This window comes from Nocardia sp. NPDC051321, assembly GCF_044455225.1.
Classification (GTDB): domain Bacteria; phylum Actinomycetota; class Actinomycetes; order Mycobacteriales; family Mycobacteriaceae; genus Nocardia.
The window spans coordinates 58,561-76,933 of sequence record NZ_JBITEM010000021.1; the positions used below are offsets into that span (position 1 = coordinate 58,561).

Annotated in this window: 18 protein-coding genes; 14 read left to right on the plus strand and 4 right to left on the minus strand. The window is 66.7% G+C overall.

Annotated features, from left to right (window positions below):
- Positions 1-3 precede the first annotated feature (3 nt).
- The 9 genes from ACIA8C_RS38550 to ACIA8C_RS38590 are packed head-to-tail and all read left to right on the plus strand — an operon-like array spanning position 4 to position 8,138.
- On the plus strand, positions 4-1,032 hold the full coding sequence (locus tag ACIA8C_RS38550; RefSeq protein ID WP_397143606.1) for an MlaD family protein: 1,029 nt from the start codon (positions 4-6) through the stop codon (positions 1,030-1,032).
- Positions 1,029-2,036 (plus strand): MlaD family protein, encoded by a 1,008-nt coding sequence (locus ACIA8C_RS38555; RefSeq protein ID WP_397143608.1) that lies wholly within the window; start codon positions 1,029-1,031, stop codon positions 2,034-2,036. The genes ACIA8C_RS38550 and ACIA8C_RS38555 overlap by 4 nt, the downstream gene beginning before the upstream one ends.
- Positions 2,033-3,079 (plus strand): MlaD family protein, encoded by a 1,047-nt coding sequence (locus ACIA8C_RS38560; protein ID WP_397143610.1) that lies wholly within the window; start codon positions 2,033-2,035, stop codon positions 3,077-3,079. The genes ACIA8C_RS38555 and ACIA8C_RS38560 overlap by 4 nt, the downstream gene beginning before the upstream one ends.
- On the plus strand, positions 3,049-4,128 hold the full coding sequence (locus ACIA8C_RS38565) for an MCE family protein (protein WP_397143612.1): 1,080 nt from the start codon (positions 3,049-3,051) through the stop codon (positions 4,126-4,128). Before ACIA8C_RS38560 ends, ACIA8C_RS38565 begins: the two co-directional genes overlap by 31 nt.
- Positions 4,125-5,144, plus strand: a complete 1,020-nt coding sequence (locus tag ACIA8C_RS38570; RefSeq protein WP_397143614.1) for an MlaD family protein — start codon at positions 4,125-4,127, stop codon at positions 5,142-5,144. The genes ACIA8C_RS38565 and ACIA8C_RS38570 overlap by 4 nt, the downstream gene beginning before the upstream one ends.
- A complete protein-coding gene (locus tag ACIA8C_RS38575) occupies positions 5,141-6,085 on the plus strand; it encodes an MlaD family protein (RefSeq protein ID WP_397143616.1) in 945 nt (314 codons plus the stop codon). The genes ACIA8C_RS38570 and ACIA8C_RS38575 overlap by 4 nt, the downstream gene beginning before the upstream one ends.
- A gap of 15 nt (positions 6,086-6,100) precedes the next feature.
- A complete protein-coding gene (locus ACIA8C_RS38580) occupies positions 6,101-6,832 on the plus strand; it encodes a hypothetical protein (RefSeq protein ID WP_397143618.1) in 732 nt (243 codons plus the stop codon).
- Positions 6,833-6,876: 44 nt separating this feature from the next.
- Positions 6,877-7,542, plus strand: a complete 666-nt coding sequence (locus ACIA8C_RS38585; protein WP_397143620.1) for a TetR/AcrR family transcriptional regulator — start codon at positions 6,877-6,879, stop codon at positions 7,540-7,542.
- Complete coding sequence (locus ACIA8C_RS38590) at positions 7,539-8,138, plus strand: TetR/AcrR family transcriptional regulator (protein ID WP_397143622.1); 600 nt, start codon at positions 7,539-7,541, stop codon at positions 8,136-8,138. The genes ACIA8C_RS38585 and ACIA8C_RS38590 overlap by 4 nt, the downstream gene beginning before the upstream one ends.
- Before the next feature lie 69 nt (positions 8,139-8,207).
- Here the strand turns inward: ACIA8C_RS38590 and ACIA8C_RS38595 are convergent, their stop codons facing one another.
- The 4 genes from ACIA8C_RS38595 to mptB form a co-directional block, all read right to left on the minus strand.
- Positions 8,208-9,176, minus strand: coding sequence for a heme A synthase (locus ACIA8C_RS38595; RefSeq protein WP_397143780.1), 969 nt, complete (start codon positions 9,174-9,176; stop codon positions 8,208-8,210).
- 67 nt (positions 9,177-9,243) lie between these two features.
- Positions 9,244-10,035: an ABC transporter permease gene (locus ACIA8C_RS38600; RefSeq protein WP_397143624.1), complete on the minus strand. Its 792-nt coding sequence runs from the start codon at positions 10,033-10,035 to the stop codon at positions 9,244-9,246.
- Positions 10,032-10,964, minus strand: coding sequence for an ABC transporter ATP-binding protein (locus tag ACIA8C_RS38605; RefSeq protein ID WP_397143782.1), 933 nt, complete (start codon positions 10,962-10,964; stop codon positions 10,032-10,034). The genes ACIA8C_RS38600 and ACIA8C_RS38605 overlap by 4 nt, the downstream gene beginning before the upstream one ends.
- Positions 10,958-12,652: a polyprenol phosphomannose-dependent alpha 1,6 mannosyltransferase MptB gene (mptB, locus tag ACIA8C_RS38610; RefSeq protein WP_397143626.1), complete on the minus strand. Its 1,695-nt coding sequence runs from the start codon at positions 12,650-12,652 to the stop codon at positions 10,958-10,960. The genes ACIA8C_RS38605 and mptB overlap by 7 nt, the downstream gene beginning before the upstream one ends.
- Positions 12,653-12,735: 83 nt before the next feature.
- Here mptB and ACIA8C_RS38615 point away from each other — a divergent pair, with 83 nt between their 5' ends.
- The 5 genes from ACIA8C_RS38615 to sufD all read left to right on the plus strand — a co-directional run bounded on the left by ACIA8C_RS38615 (position 12,736) and on the right by sufD (position 18,345).
- Positions 12,736-13,476 (plus strand): TetR/AcrR family transcriptional regulator, encoded by a 741-nt coding sequence (locus ACIA8C_RS38615; RefSeq protein ID WP_397143628.1) that lies wholly within the window; start codon positions 12,736-12,738, stop codon positions 13,474-13,476.
- A gap of 51 nt (positions 13,477-13,527) precedes the next feature.
- Positions 13,528-14,547, plus strand: coding sequence for a zinc-binding dehydrogenase (locus ACIA8C_RS38620; protein ID WP_397143630.1), 1,020 nt, complete (start codon positions 13,528-13,530; stop codon positions 14,545-14,547).
- Between the two features lie 365 nt (positions 14,548-14,912).
- The gene (locus ACIA8C_RS38625; RefSeq protein ID WP_397143784.1) at positions 14,913-15,704 is read left to right on the plus strand and encodes a helix-turn-helix transcriptional regulator; all 792 of its coding nucleotides are present in this window, start codon (positions 14,913-14,915) and stop codon (positions 15,702-15,704) included.
- A complete protein-coding gene (gene sufB, locus ACIA8C_RS38630) occupies positions 15,701-17,137 on the plus strand; it encodes a Fe-S cluster assembly protein SufB (protein ID WP_397143632.1) in 1,437 nt (478 codons plus the stop codon). The genes ACIA8C_RS38625 and sufB overlap by 4 nt, the downstream gene beginning before the upstream one ends.
- Positions 17,137-18,345: a Fe-S cluster assembly protein SufD gene (gene sufD / locus ACIA8C_RS38635; RefSeq protein ID WP_397143634.1), complete on the plus strand. Its 1,209-nt coding sequence runs from the start codon at positions 17,137-17,139 to the stop codon at positions 18,343-18,345. Before sufB ends, sufD begins: the two co-directional genes overlap by 1 nt.
- The last annotated feature ends 28 nt before the right edge of the window (positions 18,346-18,373 follow it).

Here is an 18,373-nt window from a genome sequence, read left to right on the forward strand (position 1 = left end):
CGCGTGCCGATATTCGTTGATCATTCGGGGCGCACCGCCGGGCGGTGGATGCTGCGGCTGCGCGGGCTGGTCGTCGCCGCGGTCATCCTGGTGGTGGCCGTGTTCACCACGCAATACGCGCAGGGCAAGTTCGCCGACACCTTCGCACTGACCATCGACGCGGCCACCCTCGGCGAGGGGCTCGCGCCGGGGGCGGAGGTGAAGTTCCGCGGCTTCGGGATCGGTACCGGGCGCAAGGTCGAGACCGTCGACTACGGGCACCAGCGCATCGAGTTGTCGCTGGATCGCACCCAGGCCGCCGCGCTCACCGACGACGTGTCGGCGCGGTTCACCTCGTCGAACATCTTCGGTTCCAGCGCAATCGAATTGGTGAACACCGGCAAGGGTGGGCGGCTACCGGAGAACACCACGCTGTTCATCGGCGCCAACGCGACCAACGCGACGGTGTCGAGCGTGTTCCGCAGGGCGGCGCGGTTGACCCAGGTGCTCGATTCCGACACCGTGCGCGCGCTGTTCGATCTGCTGCTGGACAACACCGCCTCGCTCGGTCCGGCGGTGCGGTCGTTCTTCGCCACCGCGCGCGTGCTCGCCATGAATCAGCGTGCGCCGCTCGGTCATTACCTGGACATCGGCGCGGATGTCGGTGCCGGCGCGGCGCAGGTGACGCCGCCGGTGGTCGACGTGATTCTCGGCGTGCTCGACAACAGCGAGTATTTCGGCACCGAGGAGAACCGGGAGCGGACCAAGCATTCGCTGTCCCGTCTGGACAGCGCGCTGCTACTGCCCGTCACCGATCTATTGCGCAGGGACAACCCCGATCTGGCCGCCATCATCGGCGGAGTGCTGGATCTGGTGGTACCGATCAGCGCGTCGATCGGCACGGTCGCACCCGCGTACAACCGATTGCCCGCACTGCTGGCCCGCATCGACAGCGCGTTCCCGGTGATCGACGGCCGGGTACAGCTGCAACTCGAGGTAATCGTGAAAAACATGCCGTACCTGGCGGATTCGATCATCGGGGCGCCGCGATGAACAGTGTGACCGGTGCGGCCGTCAAGCTCGGCATCTTCGTCGCGATCGTCGCGGTGTGCTCGGCTTTCATCGTGGCCGCGCTGAATACGCCGGTGCCGGCGGACAAGGTCTCCTATGACGCTGTCTTCACCGACATTTCGGGGCTCTACGCCGGAGACGTTGTCCGGATGTCGGGGGTGGCGGTCGGGAAGGTCGACACCGTGTCCCTGGACGGCACGCGCGCACGTGTCCGGTTCACCGTGGACCGCCAGCGCCCGGTCTTCGACAACACCGAAGCCGCTGTGCGATACCAGGATCTGATCGGCCAGCGCTACATCGAATTGCTGACCGCGAAAACCAGTGGGGTGCGGCTCGCGCCGGGTGCCACCATTCCGGTGGAGCGCACCATCCCGAGTTTCGATGTGTCCAAGCTGTTCAACGGCTTCAAACCGCTGTTCGAGACCTTGGATACGGCTCAGCTCAACCAGTTCGGCACCAACATCCTGCGGGTGCTGCAGGGCGACGGTGGCGGCATCGGCCCCGCGCTCGCCGATCTGGACCAGCTCACCAAGCACGCCAAGAGCAGCGAGGCGGTGGTCGTGCTGCTGATCCACAACCTGGGCGAGATCTCCCGGTCGATCGGCGGAAAGTCCGCGGCGGTCGGCGATCTCGTCAAACAGCTGAACGGCGTGTTGAACGCGTTCGGCAGCCGGACCGCGACCATCATCACCGCCATCGAGCAGGCCAATCGCACGTTGGTGCCGCTCATCCCGCTGCTCGAGGAACTGCAAGGAGCCTACGACCAGAGTTACCTGCCGTTGGACGGGTTGTTGCGCAGGCTGCTGCCGCAGACCGATCAGCTGGTCGAAATCCTGTCGCTGGTGCCGTCATTGCTGACCGGCCTCAACCAGCACATACCGGCCAGCGGCGAGGCGAAGACGTATTCGTGTGCCGGTGGTGAGCTCGGGATACCGGGCATCGGCAATGTCGTGCTCGGTAATCAGAAGCTGGTGGTGTGCAAATGACCGGTGCGGCATGGCAACTGGCGGGGCTACCGTTCCGGCTGTTCGGCGAGCTGAAAGAGCTGCGGGCCGCGAAGTCGGAGTCGTGGTCCCAATTGCGTTGGGGGATAGCGGGTGTGCTGTTGAGCGTGCTGGCCCTGCTGGCTGCAGCGGTGCTGTACGTGGTGCCGTTCGGCGAGCAGTCCTATACGGCGGACTTCCGATCCTCCGGTGGCGCCCGCTCCGGAGACGAGGTGCGGATCGCGGGAATCAAAGTGGGGCAAGTCCGTTCGGTGGACCTGGTGGGCGACCACGTGGAGGTGCGCTTCGGCGTCGACCGCGATGTGCACGTCGGCGACGCCTCGGCGGTGGCGGTGAAGATGCTGACCCCGATCGGCGGGCACTACCTGTCGCTGGCTCCGCAGGGGGAGCCAGCGCTGGGCGGCAAGCACATTCCGCCGGAGCGGACCAGCACACCGTTCGAGCTCACCGACATCCTCGACGTGGCCACGCCGGTGCTCGGCCAGGTCGACGGCACCACCCTGCGCGGCACCATCGCCGAGGTGAACGCCGCGCTGGCCGGTCAGCCCGACGCGGTGCGCTCGATCATCGGCAACTTCAACGACCTGACCGGCGTGCTGGCCGACCGGTCCAAGCAGCTGGATTCGGCGGTGCGGGTATCCGACGAATACATCGGCGCGATCGCCACCGACCGGGCGGTGCTCGCCGATTTCGTGCGCGAACTCGGCGTCGTCGCCGTGGTGCTCGGCCAGCGCAAGGGCGAGGTCGTCCAGGTCTTCGAACTGTTGAAGCGGTTGTTCGCGGTGATCCATCGGCCGGTGCTTGCCTACGGCGATTCGATCGAGCCGTCGGTCGCCGAATTCGAGGACCTGTTCAACAAACTCGTGCAGGATCCCGGCCGGCTCGACACGGTCGTCGCGGGGGTCAAGGACTTCATCGGGAAGATCTCGGCGATGCTCGGCGCGGATGGGGTGACCATCGACCAGTCCGCCAGCGTGATTCGCGGTCCGGCACTGTGCGTTCCGTTCGAGGGGAGGACGTGCTGATGCGCGCCTGGGGCAGAGCAGCCGTGCTGATCGCCGCCGTGGTGGTCACGGTCGCGGTGGTGGTCGGCGTGAGCGGTGCGACCTGGCGCGATCGGGTGCAGCCCGCCAAGCAGACCTTATGCGCCGAATTCACCGACACCGTAGGGCTTTACGAGGGCAACAGCGTCACCATGCTCGGCGTTGAGGTGGGCACCGTCTCCGGTATCGAGGCGCGCGGTGACCGCATGCGGGTGTCGATGACGATCGACGGCAAGCTCGCGCTGCCCGCTGATATCCGCGCGGTGACCATGTCCGGTTCGATCGTCACCGACCGGCACGTCGAGCTGACCAAGACCTACACCGGCGGGCCGAAATTCGATACCGCGACCTGTATTCCGCTGGAGCACACCAAGACTCCCGTCGGCATCAGCGAAGCGTTGGACGCACTCGGGAAACTCTCCGGTGATCTGCTCGGCGCGCAACAGTCGCCGACGCCGGGCGCACCCTCGGACACGCTGCTCGATCAGACGATCACCGGCGCGGTCCGCTCGCTCGACGGCACCGGACCACAGTGGAACGCCCTGCTGCAGCGGCTGTCTCAGGTGATCGGTGATCCGGCCGACCGGGATGTGGTGATCCGCAGGCTCGTCGACAACCTCGACCAGCTCACCACGATGTTCATCACCAACTGGCCGGATATGCAGGCGCTGCTGGACAATCTGAAGAACGGCGTCCAGCTGGTCGAAGGCTTCTCCGCCGAACTGTCCAGGGCGGTCGATCTCGCGCTGCAGTTTTTGCCGGTGATCGCCCGCAATGTCGGCAAATACGATCAACAGTCCTACGAATTCCTGGATCGGATCGTGCCGGAGGCGCATCGGTACGCGGTGCTGGCGGGCAGCATCGTGGATCTGCTTGTGCAGCTGCCGCCGCTGAGTAATCGGCTGGTTCAGGTGTTCGACCCGGCGACGGGTGCGGTGCGGGTGAATTACCGCCCGCCGCACTATGAGTCGGCGGACGGCAGCCAGCCGGGTCTGGCCCAGGTAATCCTCGGATCGTTGGGGGCGCCGTGAAGCGAGTGATACCCGTGCTCGCCGCACTGGTGCTGCTGTTGGCCGGCTGCGGTGTGCGCGCGACCGACGTGCCGATTCCCGGAACGTATCTGGCGGGAAAAACCTTCTCGATCAGGATCGAATTCGGTTCGGTGCTCAACCTGCCCGACCGGGCCAAGGTCATCGCCGAGGGCGTCGAGGTCGGCATGCTCGACCGGATCGAGCTGATCGGGGACACCGCCGTCGCCACCATCGACCTGAAATCCGATGTGCGGCTGCCCAAGTCGACCACCGCAGAACTGCGGCAGAGCACCATCCTCGGTGACATCCATATCGCGCTGCAGGCACCGCCGAACGCGGGTCCGCCGTTCCTGGTAAACGGCGACGTCATCCCGCGCTCGCACACGGTGCCCGCCGCCAACGTGGAAGACATTCTGCGGGCGCTGTCGAACATCGTCACCGGCGGTCGCTTCGGCGAAATGCAGGAGCTCGTCGCCAGCGTCAACGCCGCCTTCCCGAGCGATCCGGCGGATCTGCAGCGAATACTGACCGGCGGCAAGAACGCACTGCATGACCTCGTCACGCACAGCGACGATATCGACCGGATCCTGGCCGCCGCGGCCAGCGTGACGACCACCCTCGAGGCGAACAAGGACAACGTCGACCGCACCCTCACCCTCGGGCCCAGCCGCGCCGCCGGTCTATCGGACGTGCTGTTCGGCCTGGTCCAGCTGATCATCGACGGCGGCCAATTGGCGCAGTACGTAGGCGATCTCGCGCTGCCGCTGCGTGGCGACCTGCACGACGTCATCAGCGTCCTGGCGCCCGCGGCGCTCACCATCGCGAGCTCGGACACCACGGTCCCGATGAATGTCGACGCGATGAACCGGCTGCTGCGCGACAAGCTGATCCCGTTTTTCAGTGCGCCACCGAACATTCGGGTGCAGCGACTCAGCGCGGACGCGGTCGCCGCCGACGCGTCGGCTCGCTCGGACCAGATGATCCAGGTGCTGCGGTCGATAGGAATGGTCCGATGAAGCTGTCCGGTCCGGTCTCGCTGGCGCTGTTGCTCGTGATGACGGTGGTGTGCGCCGCGTACCTGGCCGTCGGGGTGCTCGACATCGATCCGCGTCGCACGACGAATACCGTGACGGTGCTGATGGATTCGTCCGGCGGGCTGATGCAGACCTCCCAGGTCGACCTGCGCGGCATGCGGATCGGAAAGGTGCGCGCCATCACCGCCACCGGCACCGGGCTGGCGGTGCGGATCGAGCTCGACGCGAAGTATCGGGTGCCGATCGGCAGCGAGGTACACGTCAGCAACCTGTCCGCGGCGGGCGAGCAGTTCATGGACTTCCGCCCGACCGGTACGGCGGGCCCGTATCTCGCCGACGGCAGTGTCATTCCCGCGCACCAGGTTCGGATCGCCACGACGGTCAGCGAGGCGCTGGCCAAGCTGGATGTGCTGAACTCGCAGATCGATCCGGCGAAGATCGAACAGCTCGCCGCCATCCTGTCGCAGGGTTACGCGGGGCGCGAGAAGGAGATCGCCAACCTCACCCGGACGCTGACCATGACGGCGCAGCTGCTGCACGACAAGCGGGACGAGATCACCCGGCTGTATCTGAGCGGGCAGGACCTCGCCGAGAACTTCAACGGGTACGGACCGGTGATCGGTGGCTGGGCCGACGATTTCACCCAGCTGCTGCCCGAGGTGGTGCACCTGATTCAAGGTTTCCAGGGTTATTCCTATGCGGGCGAGCATGTCTGGGATGAGCCGCTCGGGCCGCTGGTGCAGAAGATCGACCAGTACCTCGCGGTGCTCGGGCCCGATCTCGCGCACATCGCCACCGCGTTGAAGCCGTCCACCAGCGTGCTGAAACCCGTTCGGGTGGACGCGGGTTCGATCATCGACCTGCTGTCGGCGACCTTCCCGGAGAACGGGACCGCTCGCGTCACGCTCGACGTTCCGAAATAGAGAGTTGAGGACATCATGACCACCAATGAGCCCGCTGACGCGTCCGAGACCGGTCAGGACGCAGCCCCCGATGCCGCCTCGACGCCAGCGGCCGTTGCCGCTCCGATGTCGGAGGCCGCGCCGCCGCCGCGGGATGCCGCTCCGGTTCCGGCGATTGTCGCTGCCCCGGCATATGCGGTTGGAACTGCGGCAAATAGAGGTGTCGCCGCTCCCGTCGCAGAGCTGAAGGGACTGCGGCGCAACGGAACCAGCTACCTCCTTGGCGGCCTTACGGTGCTGCTCACGGTGCTCGGCATCGCCCTCGGCCTGTCCTGGCAGTCCACCTCCGACGATCTCAGCGCACTGCGTCAGCAGAACGCCGACCGCGACAAGGCCGCCGAGATCGCCAAGGACTACACGCTGCGCTCGCTCACCTACGACCACAAGAACCTGCCCGCCTTCTTCGACGGCGTGCAGCGCGGTACGTCCGACGCGCTGCGCAAGCGCTACGACGAGGTGCACGACACGCTGGCGAAGATCATGACCGAGGCGCAGGTGGTGGCCACCGGGCAGGTGCTCGGCACGGCCGTGGACGCGCAGGGCAACGATCAGTACTCGGTGACGGTCTTCGCGACACAGAAGACCCAGAACATCCAGCAGCCGACTCCCGCCACGGTGCCGAACCTGCTGGTGGTCACAGTGGCGAAGAACGGCGGCAACTGGCAGGTCGTGGACTACGGGCCGAAGGGTGATACACCGGCGCGTTGATAAACTGACGCGCTATTTGTCCTGTTCTGTCGAGAGGGAGTGCTGTGCCGGAGCAGCCCCGCCGCGGTCGGCCACCGCTCGCCGGTCTGCCGGAACGACGCAGACAGCAGATCATCGAATCGGCGTACGCCGTGTTCGTCGAGCGCGGTTACGAGGCGACCGCGATCTCCGATGTGGCCGCGCACGCCGGTATCGGGCAGGGCACGGTGTACCGGTACTTCGCGAGCAAGCGCGAAATCCTGGACCATGTGGTCGATTTCGGCTTCGAGAAGCTAATCGACGCGCTGGAGCCGCAGTCGCTGCTAAGCCGTCCGAACTCGGCCGAGGAGCTGCTCGCCGGGGTGCGGGCGGCCATTACGCGGTTGTACGCGATGCTGGAGCACGATCCGGACTTCGTTCGGCTGGCGCTCGTCGAGGCGAGCGCCATCGACAAGGAGCTCAGCGATCGGCTGCTCGGTGTCGAACTGCTGGTGAGTACCTTTGTGGCGCAAGAACTTCGACGCGGCGTCGCGGCCGGGTGGATTCGCGCGGACATCGATCCCGAGGTGACCGCGCACGTTACGCTCACGCTGGTGGTACCCGGGTTGTTGCAGGAGATGCGCGGCGACAACACGCCGCAGGCGCGGGAAAGAGCCACCGCCAGCATGCTCACCCTGCTCGAAAAGGCATTGCGGCCAAGCCATTCCGTCACGGCCGGACCCGCTCGATGAATGTCGCCAAACGTCGTGCTGAGCTTGTTCTCGCCGCCTACGAGCTGTTCGTCGACAGGGGATATCGCGCTGTTGTCGTCGCCGACATCGTCGCTAGGGCGGGCGTAAGCCACGGCACCTTCTACAACTACTTCACCAACAAGCGCGACGTGCTCGACGCGGTCATCGACCACTATTTCGCGTTGATCCGCAGCCGTGTCTTCGGCCGGGTGGTGGCCGGGCAGCGCCCGCAGACCCTGGACGAATTCTGCGCGCTCGCCGCCAGCGTCATCGACCAGTGCTACGAATTGGTCGCTGCGGAACCGGGTTTGGTGACCTTCATCCTGCTCGAGGCGACCTCGATCGATGACCGGGTAGCCGAGCGATCGATCCAGAACCTGACGATCTACGGCGACGAAGCCACCGAGTGGATCAAGAACGGCATTGCCCTCGGGTACATGGACTCCGCGCTCGATCCGCGGCTGACCGGCGAGATTCTGCTGTCGATCCTGTTGTCCGCCTTGCTGTCAGCGGTCCGCAACGGGTCCGACGGCCTGGATCAGGAACGCGTCAGGACCGACCTCGTCCGGTTCGTCCGTGCCGCGCTCGCACCTTAACGGCGGGCGAAACGGGCGGCCGCTTCAAGGATTGTCGCGGACAAAGGCGACGTACGGGGGAGCGGTGGGTCAGGCGGACTGCTTCGCGGGGGCAGGGGTGGCGACCGTTTCTCTGGTGCGCAGGGAGGCCCAGAGGGCGGCGGTGGCCGCTACACAGGCGGCGGCTCCGCCGACGTGGACGACCACGAGAGCTGCTGGGACGTGGGTGAAGTACTGCACGATGCCGACCAATGCCTGCGAGCAGACGAGGGCGAGCAGGACGAACAGGCGAGTGCGGACCGCGGGGGTGATGCCGACCGCGAACAGGCCGAAGGCCAGGCCGATCAGCAGCGCCAGATAGCCGACGAGCAGCTGGGAATGCAGGTGTACCAGGGTGACGATTTCGATCTGCAGGCGCTCGACCGGACGCTCGATACTCTTGTCGCCCGCGTGCGGCCCGGCGCCGGTGACCAGGGTGCCCGCGATCAGCACGCCGCTCAGCGCGACACCGCTGAGCGCGGTGAGCCAGCGCAACGGCGCGGGCGCCTGCACGACCTCGATGCCGTCGTCGGGTTGATTGATTTTCGCGTAGAGCACCACGGCCAGCCAGACCATCAACATCGAGGCCAGCAGATGTACGGAGACGGTCCACCAGAGCAGGCCGGTGCGCACGGTGATGCCGCCGATGATGGCCTGCAGCACCGTTCCGCCGGGCATCAGCCAGGCGTAGGTCAGCACGTCGCGGCGGCGCCGGGCGCGGGTGACCGCGAGCACGATCAGCGCGGCGCACAGCGAGACGGCGAAGGTGAGCAGCCGGTTGCTGAACTCGACGGTCTGATGCAGCACCGGCACCTCGGAGACGCCGACGGGGGTGAAGCTGCCGGGGAAGCACTGCGGCCAGGTCGGGCAGCCGAGGCCGGAGGCGGTGACCCGGACGACAGCCCCGGTGACCGCGATGCCCGCCTGCGAGAGGATCACCGCGATGGCGATCAGGCGCTGCACCCGCAGCGAGGGCAGCGGCAGCTTGTCGACGAGTCGCAGAAAGGCGCGATACAGCACGTCACGATGGTAGAGCACGGTCAACTACACGCTGTCGTTGGTACCGGGCTCGGACCGCCGAGCCGGCCTATTCGAAGCGGAAGTAGCGGGCGGCGAGCACGCCGGAGACCGCGCCCCACGCGGCGAGCACGGCGACGCCGAACCAGTCGATGCTGCTGCGCATCGCGTCCTCGAGGGTGACCGCCAGCGCGCCGGAGGGGATCAGGCGGGCAAGCACATTCACCGCGGTGGGCAGGTCGTCGGAGGCGAATACCACGCTGGCGATGCCGAGCATGACGAACCACAGGATGTTCGCCAGCGCCAGCACGATTTCGGCCTTCAGCGTGCCGCCGAGCAGCAGGCCCATCGCCGCGAAAGTCGCGGTGCCGAGCGCGATCACGAGCGCGCCGAGCGCGAGCCCGGCGGGTTCGGGTCGCCAGCCCAGCGCGAAGCCGATGGCACCGAGCAGAATCGCTTGCAGCACAACAACAATCAGCACCGCCGCGCTCTTGCCCGCGATAATGCCCCAGCGGGGCAAGGCGGTGGCGCCGAGCCGTTTCAGCGCGCCGTAGCGGCGATCGAAGCCGACGGCGATGGCCTGCCCGGTGAACGCGGTCGACATCACCGCCACCATCATCACCGCGGGCACGATCTTGTCCACCCGGTCGTCGCCGAGGTCGCCGAACGGCAGCAGGCTCAGCCCGACCAGCAGCGTGATCGGAATGAACATGGTCAGCAGCAGCTGTTCGCCGTTGCGCAGCAACAGGATCAGCTCCAGGCGTGTCTGCGCCGCCATCATCGCGGCGCGCGAGTTCGGCCGTGGATCGGGGGCGAAGGTGCCCGGCGTGAAGCGGTTGGCGGTCAGATCGGGCTGGGTCATCCGCGTAGGTCCCGTCCGGTGAGTTCCAGGAAGACATCTTCGAGCCTGCGCTGATCGATCCGAATATCGGTGGCCAGCACGTTCACTCGCGCACACCACGCGGTCACCGTCGCAAGCACCTGCGGATTGATCTCGCCCTCGACCAGATACGTGCCCGGCGTGGTCTCCCGTGGCGAGAAGCCCTCCGGCAGCGCCGATTTCAACAGTTCGAGATCGAGTTTCGGTGGGGCGGAAAAGCGTAACTGTCCCGCGGCGCCGTGCGCGGTCACCTCGGCGGGCGTCCCCGAGGCCACGATCCGCCCATGATCGATGATCACCAGCTGATCGGCCAGCTGCTCCGCCTCGTCCATCAGATGCGTGGTGAGCACCACGGTCACCCCGTCCCGCCGCAACGCGTCGATCAGCTCCCACACGATCAGCCGAGCCTGCGCGTCCAACCCGGCGGTCGGCTCATCCAGGAACACGATCTCCGGCTTCCCCACCAGCGCACAGGCCAACGCAAGCCGCTGCTGCTGCCCACCCGACAACCGCCGATACGGCGTCCGCCGATTGTCTTGCAACCCAAGCGTCCGCAACAACCACTCCGGATCCAGCGGATCGGCGGAATAGGCAGCCACCAGATCGAGCATCTCGCCCGCCTTCGCTCCGGGATAGGCGCCGCCCCCCTGCAACATCACCCCGATGCGGGCCCGCAAGCGATCAGAATCGGCGATCGGATCAAGCCCTAGGACGCGCACCGAGCCCGCGTCCGGTGTCACGAACCCCTCGCACATTTCAACGGTGGTGGTTTTGCCAGCCCCATTAGGACCGAGCAGCGCAAGTACTTGTGCGCGTTCGACATCGAAGCTCAAACCATCGACCGCAGTGGTCGCGCCATAACGTTTGACGACACCGTCGACGCGAACGGCAGGTCCGGAGGCTGTCACGATGTCACACCGTAAGACGTGGGCGTCTGTGACGGAGCCGACACCCCCTGCTGTGCCCGCCACGGCAGCTTGTTTCGGGTGATCACGATGAACAGCACCGAGACGATCACGGTCGCGATGGCAGCGCCGACGATCTGGAACACCTCGAGGTCGGCGCCGCGCGGCATCAGGATGACGCTGACAACCGCAGAGAAGGCAACGGCGGGAACACGGAACGCTGGCCGGGTGGCCCAGGCGGCCAACGGCACGATCGCCCACAGCACGTACCAAGGCTGCACGACGGGGAACAACAGCACGATCGCACCCATCGAGACGCCGAGCGCGCCGATCGGATGCAGCCGCCCGAGACCGGTGGCGACCAGCATGCGCACGGTGAGGAAGGCCGTGATCACCGAGGCGATCGGCCGGGTAATACTCAACAATGCGGTGGTGTGATCGCCGAGCCCCAGCAACACCCCGCCGAACCCGGCGATGATGCCGAGCACCGTCGGCACCGACATCCAGCTCCGCACTTTGTTCGCGACACCGAGGGTATGGATCCAGCCGAAGCCGAGCCCGCTCATCGAACCGATGAAAAGTGTGACGCCGATAGCAATCGCACCAAGCATTGCCGCAGCGATGAGTACGTTCCGCAGACTGAATCCCCACCGGCGGGCCAATGCCATGCCGACGAACCCGAGCGCGACGATCGACGTGAGTTTTACCGACGAAGACAGCGTTATGACGATCGCTCCGGCGATCAGCCACGTATATGCCCGCCCGTCGAACGGATGTATGTCTTCGATTGCCCGTAGGCAGAACTCCATTCCGGCCAGCATCAGACCGAGCATCAGGGCGTCGTTGTGCACACCGCCGACCAGATGGAACAGCACCAGCGGATTTGCGGCACCGAGCCACAGCGCGCTCACCGGCGCCACTCCGCAACGCACCGAAAGTCGTGGCAGCGCCCAGACGATCAACGCGACACCCGCCAGCGCGAGCATCCGGTGCACCCACACGCCCGCGATGATGTTGTCGCCCGTGATTTCGGCGATGCCGCGGCCGAGCCAGAGGAACAGCGGCCCGTACGGCGCCGGGGTGTCGCGCCAGATGTTCGGCACATTGTTGGTCAGCACGTTATCGATGCCGAGCCCGGCGACTGGCCCCTCTTGATAAGGATCGATGCCGCGCGCCGCGATTTCGCTTTGTGCCAGATAGGAATACACGTCGTTGCTGAACAGCGGTGGCGCGACGCTGAGCGGGATGATCCAGAGCAGGAGGGTGCGATCGAGTTGGGAGCGGGTCAGTCGACGCAGGGGAGCACGACCGATGCCACCGACCGCGAAGCGGCCGAGCAGCAGCCAGGCGAGCACCACCACGACCGTGCCGACCATGCACATGGCAAGCGAGCCGGTGTGGGCGCGGGCGAAGATGCCGAGGACGCGGACGCCGGAGGTGGGGTTCTGGTGGACGGGCTGGGCGCCGATGCCTAGCGCGCTGATCGCCATCAGGACGGTGCCGGTGGCGCCCATCAGGCGGATGCGGTCCAGTTGGACGCGTTCTTTCCGGTCGAGGCCCGGAACCTCGGTCTCGTCCTGGTGCAGGACCGCGATCGTGTGATCGGCGGTCGGCACGTCCAACCCGAGTGCTCGGCGCCCGAATGCCAGTGTCCTGCGCCGCGCGCCCTCCAGTACCGCCACGAGACGAAGCATAAGGGGCGCGGTCCCGGCACAGACCGGTGACGGCGGTGCTCGTTCCGATCGGAAGCGTCGCCGGCCGGGGCACAATCAGACACATGGTTTCGGAGTCCAGGCGGCGGATCGAAGTCGCCGCGTGCGAGCTGCTCGCGCGGCACGGGTATCACGGGTTCGGTCTGAAGGCGTTGAGCGAGGCGGCCGGATTGCCGTATGGCTCGATCTACCACCACTTTCCAGGAGGCAAGGAGGAGATCGCGGTCGCCGCCATCACCGGGACGGGGACGTTGACCGGGCGGATGATCCGGCAGGCGCCGACGGATGTCTTCGCGACGACCACCACCATCTTCGATTTCATGGTCGGCAAGCTGGCCGCGTCGGCCTGGGACGACGGCTGCCCGATCGGCACACCCGCGCTGGACGGCGGCAGCGATGTCGAGACGATCCGCGCCGCCTGCGCGTCCGCCTTCGAGGAGATGGAACAGGCGTTCGCCGGGATGCTCGCCGAATTGGGGTTGTCTGCGCAGGACGCGGGGGAGTTGGCCACCACGGTGGTCGCCGCGTACGAGGGCGCGACCATGCTGGCCAGGGTGCGTCGCTCGGAGGCGCCGCTGCACACAGTGGCCGCGGCGATGGAGCGACTGATCCGGGTGACGTTCACCGAGGCGGGTTTGCCGAATTCCGAAGCGGCCGCGGCGGAGACGCGTCCGTCGGGCACCGGATCATCCGATATCGACAAGGGGATGCCCGCGGTAGATGCGGCACCATCGGTCGAAGCGAGAGTGGTGGCGGCGGCCGCGGAATCCACCGGAAATGTCCCGGAAGTTGGTGTCGAGCAGTGAAATCCCCGGCAAGGCATTGACTAGAAAGAACGTTCTAGCGAAACTCGACTCATGAAGCGTCTGATGTTGACCGGCCCCGGCGAGCTGCGGTGGGAGGAGCACCCTGAACCCGAGCTCACCGGGCCGGACCAGGCACTGGTGCGCCCGATCGCCTTGGCCACCTGCGATATCGATCCGGCCGTCCTGCGCGGTGCCTTTCCGCTGCCAGGTCCCTACCCGTTCGGGCACGAGGGGGTGGCCGAGGTGGTCGCGATCGGGGACGACGTGCGCGCGGTCGCGGTCGGTGATCGGGTCGTGGTGCCGTTCCAAATCTCTTGCGGCACATGCCCTTCCTGCCTGCGCGGCCGCACCGGCAACTGCACGAGTCACGCGCCGTTGGCGTCCTACGGCCTCGGCCCGCTCGGCGGACTGGACTGGGGCGGACTCTGGGCCGACCGCACGCTCATCCCGCACGCCGACGCCATGCTCGTGCCGCTGCCGCCCGGTATCGACCCGGTGGCCGTCGCGAGCGCGAGCGACAACATCCCCGACGGCTATCGCGCGGTCGGCCCGCAGCTCGCGGACAACCCCGGTGCCGAGGTATTGGTCATCGGTGGACCCGCCGCCCCGTCGATCGGGCTCTACGCCGCAGGCCTTGCCGTCGCGCTCGACGCGGCCCGCGTCGTCTACCTGGACGACTCCGTCGAGCGCTTGGAGATCGCGAAATCCTTGGGCGCCGAGGCAATCGAGGGTCCACCCGACGCCCGCGTCGGCCGGTTCCCGATCACGGTCGAGTCCGCGGGCGGTGCGACGGCGCTCCGTGCCGCGATCAACGCCACCGCCTATGACGGCTGGTGCACGAGCGTCAGCGTCCAGCCCGCCGACGTGCCACTGCCGATCTTTCAGATGTATTCGCGATGCTGCACCTTCCATACGGGTCGCGCGCACGCTCGTCCCGCCATCCCCGAGGTCCTGGAATTGGTCGCCGCGGGGCGGTTCGATCCGTCGCTGGTTACCACCTGTACAGCAAACTGGGACGAGGCTGTCGAGGCGTTATTGGAGACGCCGATGAAGCTCGTCGCCGTCTGCTGAACGGTTTCAGCGAGGTGGTCGGATGACCATATGTGACGTAACGCACTGGACTCGATCGCCGCGAAAATGATGGTCGAGGCATCGGACGCCGAAGCGGCCGACCCGTCGACCGCGAACAGTGCGCACGTCGGGGCGTTCCGGGGTCGCCCAGTGAAACAGCAGCTCAGAGGCTATATTTTCGGCCGTTTTAAGGCTGAGCTTAAATAGCGGGCGGTCGCGACCCCGATCTGCAACTCCGCGGCACTCCGGATCGCACTCTCGCCGACCTGTCAAGGACGGTCTACGCAGGTCACGAGCCCTGAGAACTCAGGGCACCCTTATTAGATTTCGGGAACGAATTCCGCCACACTGATGTTGTGAAAACCGTGGGTTTGCGGAGTGAGGACGAAAGGGCTGGTCGTAAGGCCGGTACCGGATCGTCTGCTGCGTCCGCGACCGCCGGCGAGGGGCACACCCGCGCGGCTATCGTCCAGCTGCTCCTGGAAGAGGGGCCGATCACCGCGACCGCCATCGGCACCACGCTGGGCCTGGCTCCGGCAGGCGTGCGGCGCCACCTCGACGCACTGATCGACTCGGGTCAGGCCAGGGCGAGCAGGTCCGCACCGTGGCAGCAGAAGGGACGCGGCCGCCCCGCCAAGCAGTATCAACTCACCGCCGCCGGCCGTGGCCAACTGGGTCACGCCTACGACGACCTGGCAGGCGCGGCGATCCGCCAGCTCGGCGAGATCGGTGGCGACCAAGCCATCACCGAGTTCGCCAGGAAACGGGCCAGGACTATCGTGGCCGGGATCGCGCCGGTCGAGGCACACACCCCGCAGCAGACCGAGGCCAAGGCCGAGGAGATCGCGGACGCGTTCACCGAGGCCGGTTTCGCCGCCTCCACCCGCAAGGTGGGCACCGGCGTGCAGATCTGCCAGCATCACTGCCCGGTCGCACACGTCGCGGAAGAATTCCCGCAGTTGTGCGAGGCGGAACTCGAGGCGTTCCGTGACCTGCTCGGCACCCACGTGCAGCGGCTGGCCACGATCGCCAACGGCGACTGCGCGTGCACGACGCACGTGCCGCTGCTCGTACTACCGATCACCCAAAAAACTTCACCAGAAATCGCTGCACAGCCCGCAGCAATACGAACGAACTCCGGAAGGAGTGCCGAATGACGACAACCACCGACCAGGTGCAGCCGCTCACTCAGGAAGAGACCATCGCTTCCCTGGGTAAATACGGTTACGGCTGGGCCGATTCGGATGTGGCCGGAGCCAGCGCGCAACGAGGCCTCTCCGAGGCGGTGGTCCGCGACATCTCGGAGAAGAAGAGCGAGCAGGACTGGATGCTCGACATCCGGCTCAAGGCGCTGCGCATCTTCGATCGCAAGCCCATGCCGAACTGGGGCTCCAACCTCGACGGCATCGACTTCGACAACATCAAGTACTTCGTGCGCTCCAGCGAGAAGCAGGCGGCTACCTGGGACGACCTGCCCGAGGACATCAAGAACACCTACGACAAGCTCGGCATCCCGGAGGCGGAGAAGCAGCGTTTGGTCTCCGGTGTCGCGGCGCAGTACGAGTCCGAGGTCGTCTACCACTCCATCCGTGAGGACCTGGAGAAGCAGGGCGTCATCTTCCTCGACACCGATACGGCGCTGAAGGAGCACCCGGAGCTGTTCCAGGAGTACTTCGGCTCGGTCATCCCCGCGGGCGACAACAAGTTCTCCGCGCTGAACACCGCCGTGTGGTCGGGCGGCTCGTTCATCTACGTGCCGCCGGGCGTGCACGTCGACATCCCGCTGCAGGCCTACTTCCGGATCAACACCGAGAACATGGGCCAGTTCGAGCGGACCCTGATCATCGTCGACGAGGGCGCCTACGTGCACTACGTCGAGGGCTGCACCGCGCCGATCTACAAGTCGGACTCGCTGCACTCCGCGGTGGTCGAGATCATCGTGAAGAAGGGCGGCCGCTGCCGCTACACCACCATCCAGAACTGGTCGAACAACGTCTACAACCTGGTCACCAAGCGGGCCAAGGCGGAGGCGGGCGCGACCATGGAGTGGGTCGACGGCAACATCGGCTCCAAGGTCACCATGAAGTACCCGGCGGTCTGGATGACCGGCGAGTACGCCCGCGGCGAGGTGCTCTCGGTGGCGTTCGCCGGCGAGGGCCAGCACCAGGACACCGGCGCGAAGATGCTGCACCTGGCGCCGCACACCTCCTCGAACATCATCAGCAAGTCGGTGGCGCGCGGCGGCGGCAGGGCCTCCTACCGCGGCCTTGTTCAGGTGAACAAGGGCGCGTACGGGTCCAGGTCGACCGTGAAATGCGATGCGCTGCTTGTCGATACGATCAGCCGCTCGGACACCTACCCGTACGTCGACATCCGCGAGGACGACGTGACGATGGGTCACGAGGCCACCGTGTCGAAGGTGTCCGAGGACCAGCTGTTCTACCTGATGAGCCGCGGCATGACCGAGGACGAGGCAATGGCCATGGTGGTGCGCGGCTTCGTCGAGCCCATCGCCAAGGAACTGCCGATGGAATACGCGTTGGAACTGAACCGGCTCATCGAGCTGCAAATGGAAGGGGCCGTTGGCTGATGTCGACTGGTGTCATTGGAGCGGTAGAGGGCGAGAACACCTCGAAGCCGATTCAGAACCCGGGCGCTGGCGCGGCGACCAACAAGGGCGAGGTCTTCACCTCGTTCGACGTCAACGCCTTCGAGGTGCCGTCCGGCCGGGACGAGGAGTGGCGGTTCACCCCGCTGCGCCGCCTGCGCGGGCTGCACGATGGTTCCGCGGTGCGCGACGGACAGGCCACGGTCGAGGTCAGCTCGGTCGAGGGTGTCCGGGTGGAGACCGTCGGACGCGCTGACGAACGCCTCGGCGCCGCGGGCACGCCCGCGGATCGCGTTGCCGCCCAGGCGTTCTCCGGCTTCGAGTCGGCCACCGTCGTGTCGGTCGGCGCGGAGACCGAGGTCGCCGAACCGGTGGTCGTCACGGTCACCGGCCCCGGCGAGGGCCGGACCGCCTACGGCCACTTGCAGATTCGGCTCGGCAACTTCGCCACCGCCACCGTGGTCATCGACCAGCGCGGCAGCGGAACCTACGCGGAGAACGTCGAATTCGTGCTCGGCGACAGCGCCAAGCTGACCGTCGTCGCGGTGCAGGACTGGGCCGACGACGCGGTCAACGCGACCGCGCACCATGCGCTGCTCGGCCGCGACGCCACGCTGCGGCACATCGCCGTCACGCTCGGCGGCGACCTGGTTCGCCTCACCGGAACCGTCCGCTACGCGGGCCCCGGCGGCGACGCCGAACTGCTCGGCCTCTACTTCGCCGACGCGGGACAGCACTTCGAGCAGCGCCTGCTGGTCGACCACTCGCAGCCGAACTGCAAGTCCAACGTGCTGTACAAGGGTGCGCTGCAAGGGGATCCGCACTCGCCCAAGGGCGACGCGCGGACCGTGTGGGTCGGCGATGTGCTGATCCGCGCCGCCGCCGAAGGCACCGACACCTTCGAGGTGAACCGCAACCTGGTGCTCACCGACGGCGCGCGCGCCGACTCGGTGCCGAACCTGGAGATCGAGACCGGCGAGATCGCCGGTGCCGGTCACGCCAGCGCCACCGGCCGCTTCGACGACGAGCAGCTGTTCTACCTGCGCGCGCGCGGCATCCCGGAAGACGTGGCCCGCCGACTGGTTGTGCGCGGCTTCTTCCAGGAGATCATCCAGAAGATCGCGGTCCCCGAGGTCCGGGAGCGGCTGGAGTCGGCCATCGAGGCCGAGCTCGCCGCTGTCGGCGCCTGATCCCGAAAACTCATACCCCACAAAGGAA